This is a genomic window from Amylolactobacillus amylophilus DSM 20533 = JCM 1125, assembly GCF_001936335.1.
Lineage (GTDB): Bacteria > Bacillota > Bacilli > Lactobacillales > Lactobacillaceae > Amylolactobacillus > Amylolactobacillus amylophilus.
The window spans coordinates 991488-1013440 of record NZ_CP018888.1 but is presented as its reverse complement, the minus strand read 5'-3'; the positions used below and the strand labels follow the sequence as shown (position 1 = coordinate 1013440).

The 21953-nt window shown below is 40.7% G+C and carries 23 protein-coding genes and 1 pseudogene; 3 read left to right on the top strand and 21 right to left on the bottom strand.

Translation table 11 applies throughout. From position 1 onward, the window contains the following. From cas6e to LA20533_RS05285, 9 genes are all read right to left on the bottom strand, one after another. Complete coding sequence (cas6e, locus tag LA20533_RS05325) at positions 1-651, bottom strand: type I-E CRISPR-associated protein Cas6/Cse3/CasE (protein ID WP_056947149.1); 651 nt, start codon at positions 649-651, stop codon at positions 1-3. Positions 652-666: 15 nt separating this feature from the next. Next, complete coding sequence (gene cas5e, locus LA20533_RS05320; RefSeq protein WP_056947152.1) at positions 667-1386, bottom strand: type I-E CRISPR-associated protein Cas5/CasD; 720 nt, start codon at positions 1384-1386, stop codon at positions 667-669. Continuing rightward, a complete protein-coding gene (gene cas7e / locus LA20533_RS05315) occupies positions 1367-2443 on the bottom strand; it encodes a type I-E CRISPR-associated protein Cas7/Cse4/CasC (protein WP_056947156.1) in 1077 nt (358 codons plus the stop codon). The genes cas5e and cas7e overlap by 20 nt, the downstream gene beginning before the upstream one ends. Continuing rightward, positions 2433-3056, bottom strand: a complete 624-nt coding sequence (gene casB, locus LA20533_RS05310; RefSeq protein ID WP_056947158.1) for a type I-E CRISPR-associated protein Cse2/CasB — start codon at positions 3054-3056, stop codon at positions 2433-2435. Before casB ends, cas7e begins: the two co-directional genes overlap by 11 nt. Beyond that, positions 3046-4761: a type I-E CRISPR-associated protein Cse1/CasA gene (locus tag LA20533_RS05305; RefSeq protein ID WP_056947160.1), complete on the bottom strand. Its 1716-nt coding sequence runs from the start codon at positions 4759-4761 to the stop codon at positions 3046-3048. The genes casB and LA20533_RS05305 overlap by 11 nt, the downstream gene beginning before the upstream one ends. Then, entirely contained in the window at positions 4754-7525 is a 2772-nt protein-coding gene (locus LA20533_RS05300) for a CRISPR-associated helicase/endonuclease Cas3 (RefSeq protein ID WP_056947163.1), read from the bottom strand. Before LA20533_RS05300 ends, LA20533_RS05305 begins: the two co-directional genes overlap by 8 nt. 165 nt (positions 7526-7690) lie before the next feature. Next, the gene (locus tag LA20533_RS05295) at positions 7691-8047 is read right to left on the bottom strand and encodes a hypothetical protein (protein ID WP_156849157.1); all 357 of its coding nucleotides are present in this window, start codon (positions 8045-8047) and stop codon (positions 7691-7693) included. 157 nt (positions 8048-8204) lie between these two features. Continuing rightward, on the bottom strand, positions 8205-9983 hold the full coding sequence (locus LA20533_RS05290; protein WP_056947165.1) for an FAD-dependent oxidoreductase: 1779 nt from the start codon (positions 9981-9983) through the stop codon (positions 8205-8207). Positions 9984-9986: 3 nt separating this feature from the next. Then, positions 9987-11819, bottom strand: coding sequence for an FAD-dependent oxidoreductase (locus LA20533_RS05285; protein WP_075362809.1), 1833 nt, complete (start codon positions 11817-11819; stop codon positions 9987-9989). A 108-nt stretch (positions 11820-11927) separates the two neighbouring features. Between LA20533_RS05285 and LA20533_RS05280 the strand changes: the two genes are divergently transcribed. Beyond that, positions 11928-12818, top strand: coding sequence for a LysR family transcriptional regulator (locus LA20533_RS05280; RefSeq protein ID WP_056947171.1), 891 nt, complete (start codon positions 11928-11930; stop codon positions 12816-12818). A 167-nt stretch (positions 12819-12985) separates the two neighbouring features. Here LA20533_RS05280 and LA20533_RS05275 read toward each other — a convergent pair whose 3' ends face one another. The 3 genes from LA20533_RS05275 to LA20533_RS05270 form a co-directional block, all read right to left on the bottom strand. Beyond that, on the bottom strand, positions 12986-13216 hold the full coding sequence (locus tag LA20533_RS05275) for a hypothetical protein (protein WP_056947175.1): 231 nt from the start codon (positions 13214-13216) through the stop codon (positions 12986-12988). 79 nt (positions 13217-13295) lie between these two features. Further along, a complete protein-coding gene (locus LA20533_RS08935; RefSeq protein WP_255313981.1) occupies positions 13296-13424 on the bottom strand; it encodes a hypothetical protein in 129 nt (42 codons plus the stop codon). Continuing rightward, positions 13417-13707, bottom strand: coding sequence for a DUF7768 domain-containing protein (locus LA20533_RS05270; RefSeq protein ID WP_307722784.1), 291 nt, complete (start codon positions 13705-13707; stop codon positions 13417-13419). The genes LA20533_RS08935 and LA20533_RS05270 overlap by 8 nt, the downstream gene beginning before the upstream one ends. Here LA20533_RS05270 and LA20533_RS05265 point away from each other — a divergent pair. Then, on the top strand, positions 13694-15370 hold the full coding sequence (locus LA20533_RS05265) for an AAA family ATPase (protein ID WP_082611602.1): 1677 nt from the start codon (positions 13694-13696) through the stop codon (positions 15368-15370). The two genes, LA20533_RS05270 and LA20533_RS05265, sit on opposite strands and share 14 nt — an antisense overlap. Before the next feature lie 80 nt (positions 15371-15450). Here the strand turns inward: LA20533_RS05265 and LA20533_RS05260 are convergent, their stop codons facing one another. Further along, positions 15451-16584: a DNA cytosine methyltransferase gene (locus tag LA20533_RS05260; protein ID WP_056947183.1), complete on the bottom strand. Its 1134-nt coding sequence runs from the start codon at positions 16582-16584 to the stop codon at positions 15451-15453. 32 nt (positions 16585-16616) lie between these two features. Between LA20533_RS05260 and LA20533_RS05255 the strand changes: the two genes are divergently transcribed. Continuing rightward, a complete protein-coding gene (locus LA20533_RS05255; RefSeq protein WP_056947185.1) occupies positions 16617-17663 on the top strand; it encodes a hypothetical protein in 1047 nt (348 codons plus the stop codon). Between the two features lie 108 nt (positions 17664-17771). Here the strand turns inward: LA20533_RS05255 and LA20533_RS08665 are convergent, their stop codons facing one another. The 8 genes and pseudogenes from LA20533_RS08665 to LA20533_RS05235 all read right to left on the bottom strand — a co-directional run bounded on the left by LA20533_RS08665 (position 17772) and on the right by LA20533_RS05235 (position 21736). Beyond that, positions 17772-17948 carry a hypothetical protein gene (locus LA20533_RS08665; protein ID WP_169787589.1) on the bottom strand — a complete coding sequence of 59 codons (177 nt, stop codon included), beginning with the start codon at positions 17946-17948 and terminating at the stop codon, positions 17772-17774. Then, on the bottom strand, positions 17938-18108 hold the full coding sequence (locus LA20533_RS08830) for a hypothetical protein (RefSeq protein WP_236693782.1): 171 nt from the start codon (positions 18106-18108) through the stop codon (positions 17938-17940). Before LA20533_RS08830 ends, LA20533_RS08665 begins: the two co-directional genes overlap by 11 nt. A 24-nt stretch (positions 18109-18132) precedes the next feature. Continuing rightward, positions 18133-18756 (bottom strand): recombinase family protein, encoded by a 624-nt coding sequence (locus LA20533_RS08825; protein WP_236693783.1) that lies wholly within the window; start codon positions 18754-18756, stop codon positions 18133-18135. A gap of 141 nt (positions 18757-18897) precedes the next feature. Then, positions 18898-19125 (bottom strand): recombinase family protein, encoded by a 228-nt coding sequence (locus LA20533_RS08820; RefSeq protein ID WP_255313982.1) that lies wholly within the window; start codon positions 19123-19125, stop codon positions 18898-18900. 9 nt (positions 19126-19134) lie between these two features. Beyond that, positions 19135-19293: a hypothetical protein gene (locus LA20533_RS08815; protein WP_236693785.1), complete on the bottom strand. Its 159-nt coding sequence runs from the start codon at positions 19291-19293 to the stop codon at positions 19135-19137. Further along, the gene (locus LA20533_RS08810; RefSeq protein WP_236693786.1) at positions 19283-19453 is read right to left on the bottom strand and encodes a hypothetical protein; all 171 of its coding nucleotides are present in this window, start codon (positions 19451-19453) and stop codon (positions 19283-19285) included. The genes LA20533_RS08815 and LA20533_RS08810 overlap by 11 nt, the downstream gene beginning before the upstream one ends. A gap of 508 nt (positions 19454-19961) precedes the next feature. After that, a pseudogene (locus LA20533_RS08805) lies at positions 19962-20110 on the bottom strand (N-6 DNA methylase); the annotation flags it as partial. 501 nt (positions 20111-20611) lie between these two features. Further along, positions 20612-21736: a hypothetical protein gene (locus LA20533_RS05235; protein WP_056947189.1), complete on the bottom strand. Its 1125-nt coding sequence runs from the start codon at positions 21734-21736 to the stop codon at positions 20612-20614. Between the last annotated feature and the right edge of the window lie 217 nt (positions 21737-21953).

Below are 21953 nucleotides of genomic sequence, written 5' to 3'. Positions count from 1 at the left end.
TTATGCCTCCGGAATAATTGTCAACAATCCCATACCGTAAGCTTTCTCACGCCCAATACCCTTTGTTAACGCTAGCTTAAACTTTTCTGCATCCGTGACTGTTAGTAGGCCTTCAAAGGTTACACGACTGATCCGTACTTTATTATTGTGACCGTGATAAAGATTTGAAAATTCACGTTCAACAACATCAAATGCGTAATCTCCCAAAGGATCATCATTTAGTTTAAAACCATTTGAATCTGATTTTTTGATAAGCCAGGCTCTCTGTTTAGCATTAGCTAAAATAGGGTATACTGTACCTCTAGGTTGTCCCGGTTTAGGAATTGAAATTGTCGGATTAGCAGTTAAACGAAAATACGCAGATTGTCCATTAACGATGCTGTTAAGGAATGAATCATAATTTTTACTCTCTGCAGTTCCCTTTTTACCAAAGCATTCCAACAAATTTAAATCAGGCTTTTCTTCGCTCAATACAAGGAGATATTCATCACCTTTAAGACGATCAATTCGCCATAGATGTCTTCCTCGCTCACCATTTGCCACCTCATTTGGAAAAGCTTGTTCAACCCAATTGTGGTAAGCGCCAAGGTGTGTTAAAGTTTTTAGTTTTCTGCGGTTATTCGTATCAACTTGTACCCTTGATAAATACATCTATTTCACCTCCTACTATAAAAAATTCATGATGTCGTGTTCCGTATCCCAACCCAGCTTCTCAAATTGAGGATTTATCAACTCAATCGACTTCTCCGCAATTCTCCGAAACTCAAATTGGCGACTCTTTTGAGAAAAAGAAACAACTTTATCCTTTTGAAGATAGTATCTTTGATCCGGTAAAAGGTTCGCATCAGCGACGATATCAACTTGAACTTTATCTTGCTTTTTTTGCTTTTTTTGAAACCACTTGGCAGCCTGCCATTGAAGACTATCAAGTATATTAATTGGTGTTGTATCTTCATACACTTTGGTTTGCAACATACCACCAGGAACGTTCGCCCGTCGGCCAAGAAATAACGAGAATCTTGGATGTCTCAACGAATATTGGATTTTTTCAATCAATTCAGAATCTTCACTACCAATAGCCACCACGAAAACAGCATCTTGTAGATAGTCTCGATAAGTTATTTTTGATTGAATTTGCTTACCTTTTTGCATATGAACCATCTGAAAGTCCTGTAATGCTCGTCCTGGCTGATCTATTCTAACGGCAAAAGCCAGATTATTTAATCTATTAATAGCCGGATTATCGCGCTCATAGCCAAAAGCAGCTGCAATCATTCCAATTACCGCACTTTTAGACGGATAACCGAGTGTCGTTCTGTAATTGAAATTTGCTTCACTACCATATGATTGTAAAAGACCAGCCAACCTAATTGTTACTGTCTTCATAGCTACCTACCTCTACAATCGTTTGAGCTACTTGATTCAATAACTCATTTAAACTATTAGTTCTTTGCGAAATTGAAGATTCCTTTGTCGTTAACACAAGGGTTTTAACTGGTTTATCCACAAAAGCTTCAGTCTCAGTAAACTCTTGCTCCAATTTTTTAATTGATTGAGTCAGATAACCAGATTTTGATTTAACAGGTTCTTCAAATGCTGAGGCAAGATTAACAGGTGTATCATCACGAATAGTGACCAACACGTAATTAGGAAGAGTTTTATTGGCATAACTATTTTGTTTACCGGTTGGCATCGACAATATGAAGCTCTGCACGAATTTTTCAATACTCTCCGTAAGTTGTTCTCCTTGAAGATTTTCACTCAGTTCTCTGACGTTTACATTAGCATAGCGATAAAGAGTCGAAGAATTATACTCAATTGTCCCCATCATACCAGCTCCGGCGTTGTTTTCTTCCTGCAGATCGTCTCTACCAGTATAAAAATCAAACTCCGGTACTATTTCGTGTGTCGAAAAGGCATGGGCTACCTGAGATGCACCTTCGACATTTAATTCTGGGTTTGTTGCAACCATTCTCCCAAAAAGAGCCAAATCCAATGAATTATTTTCCATGAAGGCTTTCTTCAATTCCTTCTTGTCAAATTGCTCTAATCCCTCTTCACTCAAGATCAGTTTGACCAAGTTGTTCAACTGCCACTGGCTAATGAACAAAAGTGTGTCAGTTGATTTTTTAACTCCAATGGTGTCCAATGCCTTTTCGGCCATTTTTTGAGCATCTTCTAACGAAATATCCGCTTTTTGATCCACAAGTAACTTAGCTAGTCTTGCCAGAACCTTTTTTGATCTAATTCCCAGGTTATCGCTTAACGGATTTAGATTAAAATCTGCTCGCATCGCGTTCTTCCAACTCTGAGAAGATACTCGTGATCGTAATGTTCCACCATAATAAACTGTCTTTGGCGATCCTGCGTCGTCACGGTTAATGTTTGCTGCAGGTACGCTTTGTAGCACGTGAATATCGATATAAAGATTCTTATTTTGCATTGTTATTTTCCTCCTGATTTGTCATCTTTTCTAGCTGATCAAAACTACGATAAAAATCTTGCCCCCACTGCAAACGGACTTTATTTGCAGATTTATAGCCTGTTTGATACCAAAATATATCTTCCGCTAATTGTGCAAAATCTACAACAGCACCCGTTTTTTTACCCTTCAACACACCTACAAGTCGTGTCAAAGAATTGATTGTTGTTTCAAAATTCGTCGTAGCTAGGACCTGAGTAATTTGCCGTCTCAAAGCTGTAGAATCATCTCCAGCATTCTGAATTCCTGCCATTGCCTGAAACAACGTTAGTGTTTTGTCCCCATCATTACGTTTGTAATAAGGAGTATAGAGTAACTGTTCTACACCTTGTTGGTAAATAGCATAGAGACGAATCGCGGTATAAACAGCTATTTCTTCTCGTGTAGGCGTGCCTGTTCTGCTCAAATCTTGTTCGTCAAGGTTTGCAAGAATGTAAGGCCAGACAACTGTAGCTCCAGGATCAGTAATTGATTTTGACGTCCTGAGCGCCGCAAGCGCCCCCTTGTCTGGTTTTGCGTCGGCTTGAATTGCCGTGATAATCCTATCTGCTTTATTTCTAATCTTATTTGGCATTCTTAAACACCTCCAATTCTAACGAATTCCATACTCTTCGCATAAAAGAGTTGTATATAGTAAAAATATTTGTTTGAACCTGATCTTCCACTTTTCCTCTGATAACCTTTGATGTAGCAGAATCCATTTGTGATTTTGCCAAGTTTTGGACAAGCTCCCAGAGTGTTTTGCGCCACTCTAGTTCTTTCATATCTCGATTATCATCAGCATGAATATTGTTCAACCAACTTTCAAAGGGTTGGTTCAGAAGATCGTAGAATTGACCCATTTCATGGTCTGAAGCTTGTCCCTTGCCGCCCTCGAGTCCATTAATATTGGACAAAAATCCATAGTACATTTTGCCGACATTTTCAATCTGTTCAACTATTTTTTCGATGCGTACAGTCCACCTTCCAGCAATATCATCATCGAACAAAACATCCGCATAAAGAGATAATTCTCCATGAATCTCTTCCACCGGTAATTGTGAAGTTGCGTTTCCGTCATTAATAAACGAAACCGAACTAACATTGACGTGAAACGAATCATCGATATAACCGTTATTTTTTAATTGTCGTAACCAAGCAATTATACCCGGCTCTACCTCATTTCCGCTGTAGTCAGTTCCAACATATTGACCAAAATCTCTCCACATAGCCTTGCTGATTGACCACTTACTCTTGACTGCTGGCACAAAATCGATGTTCCTTTTCTTATCCTTGTTTTTCTTCCAGGTCGTCATTGGCTCAAATGGATTTTGTTCGATATCAAGCTTAGGTAGTCCAGCACTAAAGATTTGTGGACCTTCATCTTTCCAACTAATGTGTAGCATTCGCGAAAGAGAAGTATATAGTCCAGCAATATCATTTGGAAAAATATTTGATAAGCGCAACTCTGCGTAACTGAGTAAATTCGTTTCTTCCCAAATCGGTTTTTGTAAATTAAATTCACCTTGGTGGTTTGGGTTAAACAAAAGCAAATTAAGCATAAGAGTTTGAAATAAGTCTGATCCGCGAATAAAAACCGGACTGATTTGAAACAGCCAGCCAGGGCTGATTGAATATTTTTCCTTAGACTGGACCTTCGTTTTGTCTGTCACTCCCGTTAAGCCTTGATAAGTAATCACCCATCTAACCAACTCTGGCAAATCGATTTTATCCTTTTCATCATTACTTTTTGGGGAGAAGACGAATGATGTATTACCACTTTCGGAAATAGAACGATTGATTTGTTTAATTAAAACTTGTCCACTACCTTTTTCTATCTTCTTGTCAGCAGAAACAAGACTATTATATTCATCATGTGTTACCTGCATAAAAGGATGTTCGCCCAAGAAGTCAAAACGATTACTGTATTCATTCAGATAATCAAATACTTTTCGGCTAAAACTACCGCTGGTAAACGTCTGGTTCCAGGAATCAAGTAGTTCTTGACGTTGATCGTCCTCAAAGATTTTCACCCTAGTAACTTGATAACCATTCGAATCGTAGTCAAGCCAGTTGTAGCCCTCTCCTTGTGCATCAAACCGCGAATACACTGTTGTCAATATAGCAAGTAAAATTCGCATGATGGCAAAATCTTGTACCCGCATTTCACCAGCGAGCCTCTCGTACTGACGTGCGTTTTGTAATACATCAATCAACGAGACACTAACCGTGTCGCCTGAATCTTTTGCTAACACCTTAATCCATGGCTCGGTTAAAAGATTATATGATTTCCTATCCATTTATTCTCTCCTTTGTTAAGCCAAACTTTGTTGAATAACGATACCTAACCCCCCCCACTTCGACTTCGTTTTGTTCATCTAAAACAATAGCTAATGCTCCACGTAGCCATTTATTATCCGCCCAATCAGGAAACTGGCTTCTCGTGAATTTCTCTAAAATTTTGATAGTATCAATTATTTTATATGAAGAAACCGTGAGACGAAGAATCTGCATGGCAATAGCTTTGGCTTGGATATGCAAGTTTTCATTCACAATCTTTGTCCCATCCAACAAGAAAATTTGACCCTCACTATCTTTCTTGAGAACTAAAACTTCAATTGAATCTTGCACGATATTTCTCACCGACCGGCTAGCCATTTCATCATCAAAGATAGCTTTAGGATTATCAAGCCAGCCGTGAATAGATTTATTTCTAACATAACTAGGTGGATCAATTGGATATACCCCGGCCTTTTTTTCTAATTCGGCTGACACCTGAGCCTCTTTTTTCTTAGCTTCCTGTAGGCCATCAATCTCCCCATTCAATGCATCATCCACTTCATCGTAAACTAGCTGTGTTAACCGCGGAATATCCGCAGGTATATTAAGGACCTGTGGCAGATAATACCTTGTTTTCATTAATAGATATCGTCCATAGATAGCCTCAGATCCCTCATTAAATTCTCCTAAGTGACTAAAGCTTCCATCCATCACAACTAATTGTGGTGTGCTTAGTTGTTTAGGACGTTTATTTTGATGTCTCTGTAGGCGGCCAACGCGTTGAAGAATTAGATCCATTGGCGCCAAGTCGGTGTACAGAATGTCAAAGTCTATGTCCAAAGACTGCTCCAGCACCTGAGTCCCAATGATTACGAGCTTTTCAGGTCTTTGACCATTTTTGCCAATCTTTTCCAGCAGTTCATTTTCAATTTTTGTCCGTTCGGTCGCAACAAATGCTGAATGGAGAACCAAAGTTGGGGCCTTACCATCTAGTTCATATCCTATTGCTTGTGCTCTTGCAACGGTATTGACAATCACACCCACAACTCCGCCATCCGCTGTCTTTTCAAGAACGGAGGATACTAAATCTGCCAGCTCATCACTCATCAACTCAACTTCAACTTGCTTTCGCTGTTCCGGTGTAGGCGTTTCGCTAAATTGTTGAACTCTATCACCATCAAGCAACGTGACCAAGGGATAAGCAATATTTTTTTGCCAGCTATTGGTAGCTTCTTTCTCCTCAAGATATTTTTTGGCACCAAATCTTCCTTTGTAATACTTCAAAACCAAGTCTCTTCTTCTTGCTGCGGGTAGCGTAGCAGAAAGCATCACAACAGGGACGTGATAGGCACCAAGCCACTCAAGTGCTCTGTCAAGGTAAACATTCATGTAGGTATCATAAGCATGGACTTCATCAATTACCACCACCTTTCTGCTCATACCCAGGTGACGCAGTGCAAGGTGCTTTTGCTTGAGTGCAAAAAGAAGCAGGTTATCAATTGTTCCAACAACATATTCATCAAGAATTGACTTCTTTCCGCTGAACCAACTATTAACCACCGCTCCAGATTGATTATCAACACCGGTCGCATTAGGTAGTGCACGATATGATTCATTAAACTCAGCTCGCCCATGCATTAACTTAATTGAATTTTTCAGACCGCTTTTTTTACTCTGCTGGTCAAGCCAATCCTTTATTCGCTCAAACATCGCATTGGACGTAGCTTGGGTAGGTAATCCATAATATAAGCCCATTTCGCCTTGACGAAATGCCAACTGTTGTGCAGCAACCAGAGAAATTTCTGTTTTCCCAGCTCCCATCGGTGCCTCGATAATTACAAGACTCGGATCAACAGCTTTATCAATTGCTTCCGTAACAAGAGTCTGGAATTTACGAGCATGGAAGTGCCAAAAATCAAAATATGGATCATTGCTCGTTTTTATCTGTTGTAAGATTGGTTCATCAGTTGTGGTCCAGGCTAACCAAGCATTCTTGAATCGAGTATCAAAGTCGATATTGGCAATAGTTTCATCCACAGCGATTAGCGGAAATAGTGGATGGTCAGAGCGATTATTTTCCAAATACTCACTTGAGGCCAACCAGTCAGCCATAATAAGCAGTCCCTCAACGATAACGGATTGCTTCTGCGAAAAATCAGCCAATTCCTGCACACTATTCAGTCCAACATAATTCAAACCAAACTCCAAGATCTCTTTCTGAACATCTTGCCACTTTTGTTGAATCAATTTATTGCCATCATCTTGAAAATAATTAGCTGTGAAATCACAAATGTCATTTTTAGGTGGTCCTTTTTCAGGTTTCCCGTGATGACCGCCAATAATTGCGCCAATAGTGCTGGATACGCCAAATTTTTCTAATAGCGCTTCGCCAGCACGTGCATGAGGTGATTCGTTCTTATGAGCAATTACCGCAGTATCTAGTCCAGTAAAACCAGCTCTGATTAAATGCTCCAATACAGCTTGGTCTAATTCAGCATTGTGGTCGTATGATTGTTTTCGCTCAAAAACGGCGGTAGCCTTTCCTAAGTCATGTATAAAACCGATGAATTGGATTGTCTGCCGTACGGATTCCTCATCCTGACCGTCAGATACAAGTAATGCACGTTGCCCATCACTAAGACAATGATTATAGAGTGCGTTGATGACATTGGCAGTATCGATGAGATGAGCAAGCAGGGGGAGCCACACGGGTTCACCAGTTGAAGACGTTCCTTTTTTTGCCCACAAAGCGGCGACTTTTGGATCTAAATTATCACAGTTCAATAAAACACCCCCTAATTTCTTTATGAATTCAGTATACTTCTTCCCCATTAATTTGCAAGCGTTTTTTTGAACGTTATATTTGCATATAAAATTTTGTAAATATATACCTACAAAAACGGTTCTAAAACATTCATTTAGTGTCTTAGAACCAACTTAACTATTAACTTATTTTAACGGCAACCAAACCTCATCACAACAAACTGTCTTACCCGTAACTTGATCAATGTTAACAAAAATTAACGATGTGAGTAACTTACCGGTAGGCCGCAAATGATGTTTATTGGCATAAGCAAAGAGCGGTTTTGCCCAATCTAGCTTACCAATAGAATCGCCATCACCGAGGATCACTGAATGCAGACATTTTGAATAATAAATCTCACTTACCCGATTGCTCGTTTCAAGACCAAACCGATAGAAATACTCTTCTTCAATCAGCATCCCAATCTCACTGCTTGCACTCGGCTTGTCGATATTATCAATGTCAAATGTATACTTCAATGAAGCCGAAGTAATTGGCATCAACTTATTCCACTTTAAATATTCAATATTTTGCTGTTGGTTATTATCATGAGGCAAATACAGATTACGAATAAAGAGTTGTTTGGTCGTTGGGATGAGAGGAAGTGTTGGATTAGTGGGAAAACAAAAAAAACTGACAAATTTTGCCAGTTTCTTTAACTTAGTTTAGACCAAGGATGGATTTAGCCGCTCTTCGACCTTGATGAATAATACCGCCAATAGCCGTGCCTGAGCCGGGGTAATATGAACCTATCCAACCACCCGCATTGAGGCCAGCAGCATACAGTCCTGTGATTGGCTGGTTAAATAAATCTAGTACATTACAGTTCACATTAATCTTCAATCCACCAATTGCGCCGAGGTTGCCCGGTGTATTGCGGTAGGCATAGTATGGGCCAGAAATAGACGCCAAACCAACGGTACGTTGATATTCTCCATCACGACCGTTCGCCACATTTTCATTCCAGTTATCAATACTACGTTTTAGATTCGTAGCAGGAATACCAATCTTTTCAGCCAAATCTTCAACACTCTCAGCTTGAACAACTAGACCTTTTTCGATATCCGCATCAATCGTATCGCTCTTAAACGGGCTAGCGGGTTCCTCCAACGCATTGCGACCGAATATTTGGTAAGTCGGCTTATTCAATTTCTTCTCTTCGTTAAAAATCTCACGGAAAACGTAAGCATAAGTAGCTTCTTCATTAACAAATCGAAGGCCATTCCCGTTGACGAAGATTGAAGGAATCGTCGGTATCTGATTATTTGTCCCGTTACCAGTGCGTGCATCGAAGTCGATAGTTCCACCGAAGCCAGTTACAGCAGCACCTAACTTCATGCCAAGAACGATTCCGTCACCGCGATCGGTTTTCACACTCCAACAACGATGCGCACTGACATCAGCATAGTGCTGAGGACTTAAATCTTTAGCAAGCTCAACGTTTTGATCAACCGAGGCAGTGGCGAGTACAACGCCTCGTCTAGCCTCAAGATACTCCAAGTTTCGACCATCTGAAACCACAACTCCCGTGACAGCATGATTATGCTCATCTGCTTCAATTAAACCAATAACAGCAGTATTATAGCGAATTTGTGCACCTAAACTTAGGGCATACTTAAGTAGATGCTGCGTCAGCATAATGCCATCACCTGCGCCACCACCATTATCCGAGATATGAATTCTCTCGGCAAAATCTTCAGTCGCATATGGAATTGTTGTGTGACCATAAACGCCAGTCCATTGCACACCCATCTTAGCTAGCCATTCCATATTTGCTGGCGCATTTTGTGTGAAATCATGTACAAGGTCACGGTATAGCCTGCCTTCACCCGTCTTCATGTATTCAGCTTCGTGTCGTTCGGGAGTATCGGATTCGTCCTTCGTGAACTCCTTCTGCCATTTAGTACCTGCGGCCTGCAGGACACCACCGGAGTAATTTGTGGTCCCACCAGCAATTCCCGCTTTCTCAATGACTAACACTTGCGCGTTATTCTCTGCAGCGGTCGCTGCGGCAGCTAGTCCCGCACCTCCAGAACCAACCACAATCACATCATATGAACCGATATAGTTAACATCTTTACTATAAACTCTACTCTTCAGCAACGGATAGTTAGCGGGAGCCGGACGCCCGGTTTTTGTACCAACTTGTTGCTGGCTGGCACCACTCACCGCATCGGTCTCTTGCCCAGTTGCACTGGCAAAAGCAGCCTGAGCAGCACTACGCAATGCACCGGTTGAGATACTTGCACCAGAAATCGCATCTACTTCAACAGAGCCTTCCGCGTTAGCTTTGTTCAACCACGTTTCGATTCCAACCGCACCAATTGTCCTATCTGACACATTTTCAGCCCGAACCGATGTAAGTTTTCCGTCTTCAACATTTACAACTGCAGTAATTTCATTATGAAAACCTTTTGATGTTGCTCGATATTCAGTCATTTTTCAATTCTCCTTTTCTGTCTTTTGAACTACCTGTTCTAATGCTGCCCCAACGGCCTCCTTGAAGGCTGTCACTGTTGTACTTGCTCCAGTCACACCGTCAACGTCCGCGCTATTCTTGGCAACGACCTCCTTGGGTAATATCTGCAAGGCTGATTGACCAATATTTTCAGTTTCCGACTGCTCAAGAACCTCGACGTCCATAATTCTGCTTGATACCGGTTCAACCGTGACGCGTACCACCAATTTATTGCCCATACCGTTGGTACTTACTCCTAAGTATTGATTCGGCCCCGTCTCATACTGTTTCTCAACCTCATCGCTTTCTAGTAGGCCACCAGCATCCCGTACTGGCTCATTGATTTCTCTCCTTGATAGTTGGGCGACATTATCACCGGCAATTTTGCCAAAAATCAGCAGTTCGGCTAAATCCTGACCAGCTTGATACTGGTTTACTGTGATAGAGCCTGCTTCTCCTGCGCCATATAGGCGTGGAATTGGTTGATTATGGCTATTAAGAATCTGAGCCTGTTCATTTCTTCTTGGACCACCCTGGGTGTTCAGAATTGCTGGTTGTAATTTAACTGCATGAAGTTGCCCAGAAAGTGGTGCCATTGTATCGTTCGACCGACCATAGGCATAATCATGACCAAGTGTGGCCTGTTCATTGAACTCCCGGATTGTCTGACTCAATGTTATCGGATCAATTCCCAGCTGTTCTGCGAGCTTTGCGGCAGACTCAGCTACCTTAGCACTACTCAATGCATCGTGTAGTTGTTCATCATCAACTGTATTTATTTTTGCCAATTGGTGCTCATCAAAGATAATCCATGAGTGGGTAGTTTGTGTGGGATGGCGTCCTGCACCATGACGGAAGAGGTATCCAGCACGCGAATGCTCTGCCTCGTTAAAGTATCTTGTTCCATCGGCACCAATTACGAAGACACTGCCTGTATACAACTCGGGCCAGGTATAAGTCAACCTTCCCCGTTCACCTCCGGATACCGCATAAGTCAGTCCATGATAAATACCACCGGAATTATAGATAGTGTTATGCCATTGATCGGCACCCACTTCCTGGCTCAGTCGAATACTATCTCCACGATTATAGAGAGTTCCCATTGGAACAATTTGTGGGATACCTAAGTTATCTTGAATCTTGGTCTGATCATTCTCAAACCCACCAGCTGTCAAGACGACACCCTGCCGCGCAAATAAATTAAGGCGGCGACCACTGCGCTCAACCTGAACACCCGCAACTGCACCTGTCTCATCTTGCATCAAGTGGATAGCACGGGATGAATACCAAATCGTAATCCGGTCGAGTCGCTCCAACACTTTGGCACGTAGCTGTGTCCAAAAGGCGCCATCTTCAATTGTTCTACCTGCATGAACCGTGAAGAGGTCATAGGCGTCGGCGCCGGGGTATTCAGGATAATCCGGGAAGTCTGCGGCAACCGATTGAACTGTCTCATGGTTCCGATGTGCCTGGAAACTAAACGGTGTAACGGAGAGGTAACGACTTAGGTAGTTCTCCATCTCACTAACACCTTTGGTAAAAGTCGTGATTAATTCCTGATCGAGTTTAAAAGGTGCAGCTAAGTGTTCGTAATAGCATTGAAAATTGGCTGCGTCCTTTGTACCACCAATCAACTGCCCACAGTATCGTGTGTTACCACCCTCATGTCCTGCAGGCGCTACATCTAAGAGAAGGACTTTACTGCCTTGATCGGCAGCAAATCTGGCGGAAGTTGCGCCAGCTCCACCAAAGCCAATTACAATGACATCGAATACACCATGCCAAACGAAATCTTTTATTGCTGAAATTTGCATCATTCCACCTCCTGATATCGCTTACATTGTTCATGTTACTATTTTCACAGGTTCGTGGTAAACTGAAATCAGCATTGCTTATCAGATAAACTTATTACAGGCAGGTAGAGTATGAATCTGGAACAGTTAAAGATATTTATCCACACAGCAGAAACGCTCAACTTCAGCAGAACGGCCAAAGACATGCACTTATCACAGTCGGCAGTCTCGCAGTCGGTTAACTCACTCGAGAACGAACTCGGTATTAAATTATTCACACGCGATACACACCGCGTTGTCCTAACACGACCGGGGCAATCATTCTACGGTTCAAGCATCAAACTACTCATTAATTTCGAGGATATGCTGCAGACGGTGAAGAATTTAGATACAGCTGAGAAAACCAATTTGGTCCTTGGAATGCTTGGCACACCATTAGATAATACGGTGATGCCATGGGTGATTAGGGACTTCAACCGACTGTACCCCGAAATTAAAATCTCAATTCGGTACTTCACCCACGATGAACTGGAACATGCGCTTGCAAATAAAGTTATTGATGCAGCTATTCAGACTGCCGATGATGTTGCTACGAACGCCTACTTCCATCTATTTGCTGAAGGCAAATTTGCGGCAATTATTGCTAATAACGAACCTCTGGCGATTAGAACAGAGCTTTCCATCAGAAGCCTTGATTATCACAATCTGATCTTCCTGCTCGAGAGTCAATGCTCACCGCAACAAAAAGAATTGCAACAAAAAATCGCGGAGCTTTGTTCAAACTCCACGATTTATTATGCAAACAATTATTTAGAAGAATTGGCGATGGCGAAGACCGCCCTTGGTATCTGTATCCTACCGTTCATTAAACTAGCAGGATTTCCGCAAAAGGATGAGCTAGTTAGTGCTCTGCCAATTAGGGAAAGTAGCGAGATTGGCTATGGTGTGGTTACTAAAGGAAAAGCCATCAATCCAGCAACCACGACTTTTATTAATTGGATTGAGCAGAATAAGTTGAGTTAAAATCTTCAACTAGCTAGTAGTCAAGGGAGTGCGGCAGGTCGTGAGTGTTTTGGTATTTCCTAAATCGATAACTAAATGGTGGTGAGGTACGACAGGTGGCCACTAAAGTGATCTCGATGTAAATAGTTTAGAAACGTTAAACTTGGTCCGCTGAACTTATATTTAAGTTACTCAGGCCAGTCGTACGATCTTTCTTTCGTAACTGATTCGGTTGTTGTAACTTGGTCATGTTTCCACCAGTCTGAACGTTTTTTAGGAACAACATTTCCCTTGATGATGTAACAGCGAGAATACTCGGCGTAGTAGTTATCGAGAAAGTCATCATGGAAACCTTTCTTATTATTGAGTGTTGGTGGTTCTAACGATACCTCTTCTTGCTCTTTATTGGTTTGCTTCACGATGTTTCTCCTTTATATTTAATATCTTTGATTATACATGATATTAATAAGATGATAGCCGAATTTTTATGTTGATAATTTACATGACGTGGTCGAACTGGACGGCTTGTTGGAAACTCGCCTTGTCGGAGACCACGTACTTATTAGGGAACACACTGGTCTTGGAGTTTCCGACTGATTTAGCCGTATAAAGCGTGAAATTAATCATGGGAAACCTCCTTCATCTCATCGTCATCGTCAAAGTAACGGATATGCTTGCCCCACCACTTAGCTTGTTCCAACTCAATCGCCATGCCCTTGGAGAGCTTATTACCAATGACCCAGACCTCCTCGCATTTGCCAAGGAGGACTAAGTCCATATGAATAGCCAATTGACGCTCAGTGGCTTCGTCCACAAACTGCGGGTACATCAGGTGCGGAGCAATTGGCATACAATTATTGTCAACTGCATAACGGCAGCAACGTTTGGTCTTTTCAATGTTGGCCGCCACATCACCTTTACTTGAAAAATCAATTGTCAGTAGCAGTAACTCTACTTTTGCTGAATTTGTGAAGAGATATCAAACAAACGACTGGGTTCGACACGGACATGAGCACTTTAAGAGCACTGATGGTCAATGCCCGTATTGCCAGCAAGCACTTCCAGATGATTTTGAAGAACAAATCTCATCCATATTTGATGACCAGTACCAATCTGACTTGAATGCCGTGAAGAATTTCAAGACTCAATATCAACATGGTCTTTCAACAATGATTGGTATTTTGGATTCAAATGCTTTAACGAGTTATTCGAAACTAGACCTTACTGAATATAAGGACAAGCTAGAACTTCTTAAATCCTTAGCCAATGACAATCTCATCAAAATTAATGACAAGATTAAAGAGCCTAGCTCGACCGTCACTTTAACTGATACTGATTCAATCATTGATGAAATTAACGGTCTGATAACAAGCTCCAACCAACAAATCAAGAATAACAATGAGATTGTTGCTGGGAAGACTGCCAAGAAAAAAGAGTGCACCATAAAAATTTGGGAATTGATTTATGCCACTCTCAAGCCACAGGTCGATGCCTACCATGAGAACATGGCAACATTTGATGCAGAGATTAATTCTTTCAACGAGGAATTAACTGGAATCGTTGCTCAAGGGAACAAAGTCAAAGCAAAACTTGCTGAACTCAACAAGCAAAGTATTAACACGACTGATGCAGTAGATAGCATGAATGCCTTGCTCCGTGATTCTGGCTTTCAAGGCTTCTCAATCCGACCAAAAGAAGGCGTCACAAACGTTTATGAGGTTGTCCGCCATAATGGACAAGTCGCTGAAAACCTTAGCGAAGGCGAGCGAAATTTCATTTCCTTCCTCTACTTCTACCAGTTAGTTCATGGTAGCCAGAAGGATGATGGCACAAGGGAAGATAAAATTGTCGTGATTGATGACCCGGTTTCAAGTATGGACAGTGGTGCATTATTCATCGTCAGCGCTCTGGTTCGTGGTATGGTAGATATTTGCCGGAATAATGGTAGCCTTAACAGGCAGAACAGCATATCTCAAGACAATTACATCAAACAGATTTTTATCTTGACCCATAATACCTACTTCCACAATGAAGTCACTAGCAACATGACAAGATACTGGGATTCCGTATCCTTCTTCCTTATCAGTAAAGTTGACAATAATTCTCACGTCAAACTCTACTATCGAGAAGAAACTGACCTGCAAGGAAAATCAAAAGCTTACAATGTTGACCCTGTTCAAAATGGCTACCACGCCTTGTGGGCTGAATTGAGGGATTTGAGCAAATTGCAAAATGTTTCATCTGTCTCAGTCACACACGTCATCCACCAGATACTGGACCATTACTTCATCCAGATGTGCTGTTACGATGGAAACTCCATTCGGGATAAGATTTTGGTTGAGAATAAACACAAATTCCAAATTGTGGATGCTGATGGCAATGATGCGGTTGACGAACGATACTATCTGATTCAATCAATGTTGTCATATCTAGCAGCCACAAAGAACACCATCGTTGATGGGCACTTTATCGATGAAGCAATGGATGCACAAACTTGCCTACGAGCATTTAAAGAAATCTTCGAAATCATGGAACAAGATCAGCACTATGCCATGATGATGGGAAATGAATAGAAAAAGCCATCAAACCTTTTTGTATCAGGTTTGATGGCTTTTCAGGTTATTACTATTTTACTGCAACAAGTTCTTGCTCATTATTTTTTTTCAAATTCGATTTGTTCCAACTGTTTTAAAGTGAAGAATACGCTACGTGCAATGTGCCAAGCCATTACTGGAGGAACTGCGTTACCTACAGCTTTGTATGCTGAAGATGCACTTGTAACAAAATTAAATGAATCAGGGAATGACTGCAAACGAGCACATTCTCGAACACTTAGTCTGCGCCAACCGCTCATATCTGTTGCATCTTCTACTGTTGTACGATAATGTGCTTCAATATTTCCATGATGTTCGGCCCGAATAGTTGGTGCTGGGCGATTTTCAGCTATTCTATTATTACCTTGCATCTTCTTACCAGGATAGAATTTTGCTCTGGAAATATCTTTAAGTGTATGGTTAGGAATATTGGGATTATTTACCTTATCCCACAAATCATCAATTCCGTCTTTTGAAGTTCTCCAAGGTCGACCAGTTAATTCGCCAGTTTCATCAAATATTTGTTGTGGGTAGAATTCATTATCTACACTTCCCAAGTCTTTGCGAATCCCCATGATAATAACACGTCTTCTCATTTGTGGAACACCATAGTCGGCCGCTGTTAACACTCGATACTGAACATCATATCCGTGCTTTTCAAAATCATCAAGAATGACGCTCAGTGCTGACTTATCAACATCTTCCCCTTCTATATTTTTTCTAGAATTTCTAATTCCGTCTACATTTTCAGCAATAAACATCTTTGGCTTATAATGGTCGATTACCCTGATCATTTGAAGATAGAGTTGACCTCTCTCATCACTTAAGCCTGCCCTTTTCCCTGAATATGAAAATGTTTGGCAGGGAAACCCTCCTAATACAATATCTACATCAACATCGGGCATATCCTTTTTCATATCTAAATCAGCAATGCTTCGACGCTCAACTTCATGTCCAAAGTTTGCTTCATAGACATCCGCCGCCTGTTGAAAAATATCATTAGCAAAAACAATGTTAAATGGATTCTTGTCATATTCTTCTCCGAGATACTCAAAGCCTCCTCGGAAACCCAAATCCATACCTCCAGCTCCAGAGAATAAGCTAACAACATTCAGTGGTTTGGTTGTCTCATCAACCTCTATTTTTCTTGTGTCAACCGTATTATAATTAAGGTTAAAGTAATTATTTGGCATAATATTAATCCTTTCCTAATGGAGGTAACGAAATGAACATATTTGATGTACTAAACCTGTTTAAATCTAAAATCGAAGACTTGAATCCCATCAATAAGAAATATCTTATCAGTAGAGGGAATCAAAATGGTTTTGAAGACCTTGTACCAGAAATCGCCGAAACAATTAAAACCGAAATATCAGACACTACTATTTTTGATTATAAAGTCCACTTAGGTCACCACTTTCCTGACATGGATCTCATCGTAAATGGTGACTGCTTCGGTCTCGAATTGAAAAGTCGGAGTAATGGTTCCTGGGATACTAACGGCAACTCTGTATTTGAGAGCATCACTGACGAAGATTACCAGGATATCTTCTTGCTATTTGGCAGTAAAGAGCCAGGAAAAGACCATCTCCTAGTTAGATTTGACTACTATTGGAAAGTTACTTCTGCAATCAACGTTACACATAGTCCACGATTTAAAATCAATATGGACACAAATGAGAGCGTGTTTAAGGATGCTCAAGAATACTACCAACTTCGTGATAAAACCGAGATGGAGAAAGTTGCCTTCTTGCAAAATTACCTTAAAGAACACACAACAGGCACAAAATGGTTTGTTCCACAAGATTCTTCTTCCGAATCAATCAAGCCAACTTCGCTAAACCTATTACCTCAAAACATTCAAAATCAAGTAAAAGCGGAAGTGCTCGTGTTGTTCCCACAGGATTTAATCACATCTAAGAAAGCAAACTACGCTCGTGCTCACGAATTCATTATCACAAACCATTTCTACTACAGTAGCTCATTTAGAGACTTTTTTTCTGCTGGTGGAAAATGGGAAAAAAATAATGTCGAGTTTCCTCAAAGTGTTGGTACTTTCCATAGCCTAGGTCCAGAAATAAGATATATTCTCAATAACTCAAATTCAGAGTTCCAAAAACTCGCTTATGAAAGTTGGAACACTCTAGAGCTACCTTTAAATAAAACCTCATTCTTTGATGATTACTGTAAAGTCGTTGATTTGATAGGAAGAGTGAACTTTTACCCCGAACTTCAGGAGTCAAGAATTCAAAAGCTATCTAATCTACTTTAATCATCTTAGACATCATTATAGCATAAAAAAACGATGGCGCGGTAAAAATCGCGCCATCTTTCTTAACTTCTTTTTCTGGCGCATTCAAAACGTCAAACTAAGAAAAAACTATTCTTCCAGCCCAACTATCTTTCTTTGGAGGTAGTTCGAATAATCAGCAGCATGCTTAAACACTGCAACAATTTCTTCAGGTGAACCTTCTTCTGAAAGCCGAGAAATGCTCTTCCTGTATTTTTCAACAATCTGTTTAATTCGTGGCTTTTCTTCTTCAGATTTATCTGGCAATTCCCATCACCCCATTCTCCATATTTGGTGTCCAAACACCCACGGTCAATCTTACCTTACTTCCATCCATAAAAGTAAAATCTAGCTCTTTGTCTTTCTTAACAATTATCGCAACAGCTGCTCTCTCGACAAGATGGAAATCCATAAGATATGGTGTCATGTCCATTTCGAGAATTACCGATAATTATTCAGCCAAGTCAACCCTCTCCTTAAATACTTGACGAACCACCTCATCCAGTAGTAAGCCCAACTGTTCATCATAGATGTGTGGCACGCCACAAGCCGTCCGTTTCTTACATTGCCATACGGTCTCCTTATGAGGACTCCCCTTGTATGCGTGCCATGGTCGTGGACCAAAACGCTCACCACAAACGCCACAGAATATCTTACCCGAGAGTGGGACGGATGCTCTCCGAATGGTCTGGCTCTGTAGTTTCTTTCCAACATGATCAAAGACCTCTTTTGAAACAATCGCCTCGTGATGGTCCTCCACATAATATTGAGGCAACTCACCTTCGTTCTTCTTTTTCTGCTTGGTCAGGAAGTCAGCCGTGAACGTTTTCTGGAGCAAGGCATCCCCGATATACTTCTCGTTCGTAAACATATCCTTAATGGTCGATGTCGTTTCCCACTTGTTGCCATAAGCCGTGGTAATGCCCAGGTCATTCAATTTCTTCTTAATCTCAGCCGTTGTCATCCCGATGACCGCCATCGCAAACATGGCTTTGATAACCTTAGCTTCTTTCACATCCACTAAGAACTCACCATTCAGACCCCGCTTAAAGCCCAGAACACTTGAGAAGGGCATTCGTGCCACTCCCTTGGCGAATTGCTTTCTCACGCCCCACGTACAGTTCTCAGAAATGCTACGGCTTTCCTCTTGAGCAAGGCTAGACATCAGCGTGATAACAAATTCGCCTTTGGAATCAAGCGTGTCGATGCCCTCCTTTTAAAACCAAACCCCAACACCGATGGATTTCAGCATCCGAATGGTTGTGAGCGTGTCCACCGTGTTCCGAGCAAAGCGACTGATGGACTTGGTGATGATGTACTCTACCTCACCCGACTTTGCCTTCTCAATCATCTCTTGAAAAGCAACACGCTTTTTGAAGGATGTCCCACTAATCCCCTCATCCACGAACAGTCCAGCAAACTCCCAGTCCTCATTGGCTTGAATGACCTTAGTTTAATGTTCTTTCTGGGCAATGAGGCTGTGAGTCTGATTGTCCTTTTCTGTCGACACTCGTGCATAGGCTGCAACCATTAATTTCCCATGTTTCTTGGTTGCTGATTTGATTTTGGGGTAGAGCGTTGGCTCTATTTTGATGATTTCCTTATTTGCCATGTTCTGCCTCCAACGTGCCAATGATGGGCTCATAGACCTTCAACAAGCGATTGATGGCTGCCTTGTGTTCACGTTTGCCTATCACACCAGATGAATGCAAATAATCGACCATCATCTTTGATAGTCGGTAGTCCATTTCAGATTTCTTGATTTGGGTCACCTCTGCAGCCTCAAGTGCTTGTTTGGCACTCCAGTTAGTGCGGTTGCCTGTCAGCCATTTGAACGGCAGAATGATTTGACAGAGTTGATTGACACGCCAAGTTGGTCGGCGATACGTTTGTAGCCGACACCTTCGTTGCGTAAATCAATGACTTTTTATTTCGTAGGGGTGTCCATTTTCGTGTCCTCCTTTATCTTTGGCTAGACACATACATCACTCTAAAAGCCTATAAAGTCAAGTGTTTTAAGGGGTGTCGCACTATCACAAATTGTGTCTGAGAACCAAAATAGGGGTTTCGGTTTTCTAGCTCTAAGGGGGTCGACCCCCTCCACCAGAAATACCGACACCCTTATTTTTGAAAAGCGACCCCCTTGCTTGTATCTTGCTGCCAACGTCTGATGGATTTCATACTCAAAACAAAAAATAGCCCTCAAGCCACTCGCTCAAGAACTCCCAGTTTAAGCCGTTTATCGGCAGTTTGTATTTGTATCATAGTGATTGTCATTCTATCATATACTCGTCCTTTAAATGGTTTCAGTATCGCAACAATCAGTTTTTCGATAGATGTTAGCGTATAGAATTCCCCCCACCACCTTTTCCTTTATAGGCTGCAAATTATTCTATAAAGTATTCGTAAGTACGACCAGACAAGTCTTTTGCTTCATTTGTTTAAGTCCTTATCTATTACTTTTTTCGGAATTCTATACACATTGCCCTCATAATCTTATTTCTATAAATTGTAAATCAATTCGTATCGCTTTCATTTTATCACGTGTGGTATATATCGAAAATAAAATTTGTTTTTCACTGCATTATATCTTATGCTACGAATGTTTATCTATTCCGCCAAAACTATTCTGCAACATTTAGTCTTGGTTAAATATATTTTTATTAGTTGACATTATCAGTTTCTGCTGTTTCACATAATAAAAATGATCTCCAGTTTCATAAACAACACGTCAGAGAATGGAAATACAAAAAACAAATTCTATGTTTATCATTTTAAAGACTCTTATATTCAGACATTTATCAATATCGTCAATTTAGAAATGATTCTACTTCATACATCGATTTGGATTACATATTCAAAAACTTCTGTCGGGATTCGTCAGTATCTTCCATATTGAACATTTTTACTCTCGTTTGACACCGTCCAACTTATTTCAGTGCTAAGTCTAATTCTTGAGTCAGAAAATCAAGCATAAGGTTACCTTGCTCCTTGTCTGGTAATACTCGATGGATCTTGATTATGATTTTCATAATTTTACAGTTACTGAGCAGCTCAGACAACTCCTTAAGAAAAATTCTCGCGGGTGAAACAGGTCCTGGTGCAATTGCTATATTCAACTTGTTTTTAGTAACTTTTAACGTCATTCCATCGTCTATCACTATTATAGATGTGTCCCCGTTTTTATCGTAAGTCTGAACTTCCTTCAAATCATCAACTAAGTACAATTGCTCAACACCTAATAAGAATTTTTCTCCTTTCCCCATACTTGATTCGAATCTTCTAGTTAGGAAGGACCTATAGTCACTTATAACTTGACCATTAGAATTCAATTGATGGTAAACAATTGTTAGTTCATCTAAGGCTGCCTCAGTACCAATACTTGAAATTTCTCCATCTTCAAGAAAATCAGGTAAAATATAACCTCGTTTAATTGGTAAGTCCTTAATTCCGGAAGCCGATCCATAAACATAATTTTTCTCTTCAAGAATTTGCTTCCAATTTTCATAAATTGTCTTACCTGAATCCCAATTACCAAAAATAGTCAGGCTTTCTGACTTTGACTCCTCTAGAGTATTCCATGAAGCTTGCTTCTTTGAATGCTTTAAGAATTGATAAACTATATTTTCTAGATTTCCACTCAGCTTGTCAAACTTAATAGATAACTTTCCCTTAACATTTTTTGATAGCATTTCATCTAGATCAAGGGGCAGCAAATTCCTATAAAAAATTTGTTTCTTTTTCAAACCATAAATTTCAACAAGAAGATATATTACACCGTAACTCATCTTATAATTTTCTAAATCAGCTTTATCAACCTGAAAACTTTTCTTATTCCCCTTAGTCAAGTTAGCAACTGAGCGGCCTTTAACTTGTACGGGTGCTCTCCCAAGAATGTGTTCTTTCTTATGATCCGGATTATTATAAAGGTAAATATGGCCATCCCAACTAGGTTCTTTATCTCCTGATGATATATAGGACAACAAATAATCAGTAGCCTCAATCTCTGATAATACTGCATTAACCGCTGCCTGTTCAATTTGACTTGAACTCACTTTTACTACCCCCCGATAATCATTCTAATCCTTTAGTCATAACACCGTTTGGTATATATTCTATTCTTTTTTGAAAATTTGTACCTTAAAGACCCCTAAAAATCTGTTGAGTTAACCGAGGCGAAAAACAGCAAATAAAAACGCCAGCAGATGATTTTCGCTGACGTAGAGTGATTTCGTGGGAGTTGTTTTGACACTAATCTAAATGATTAGTGTT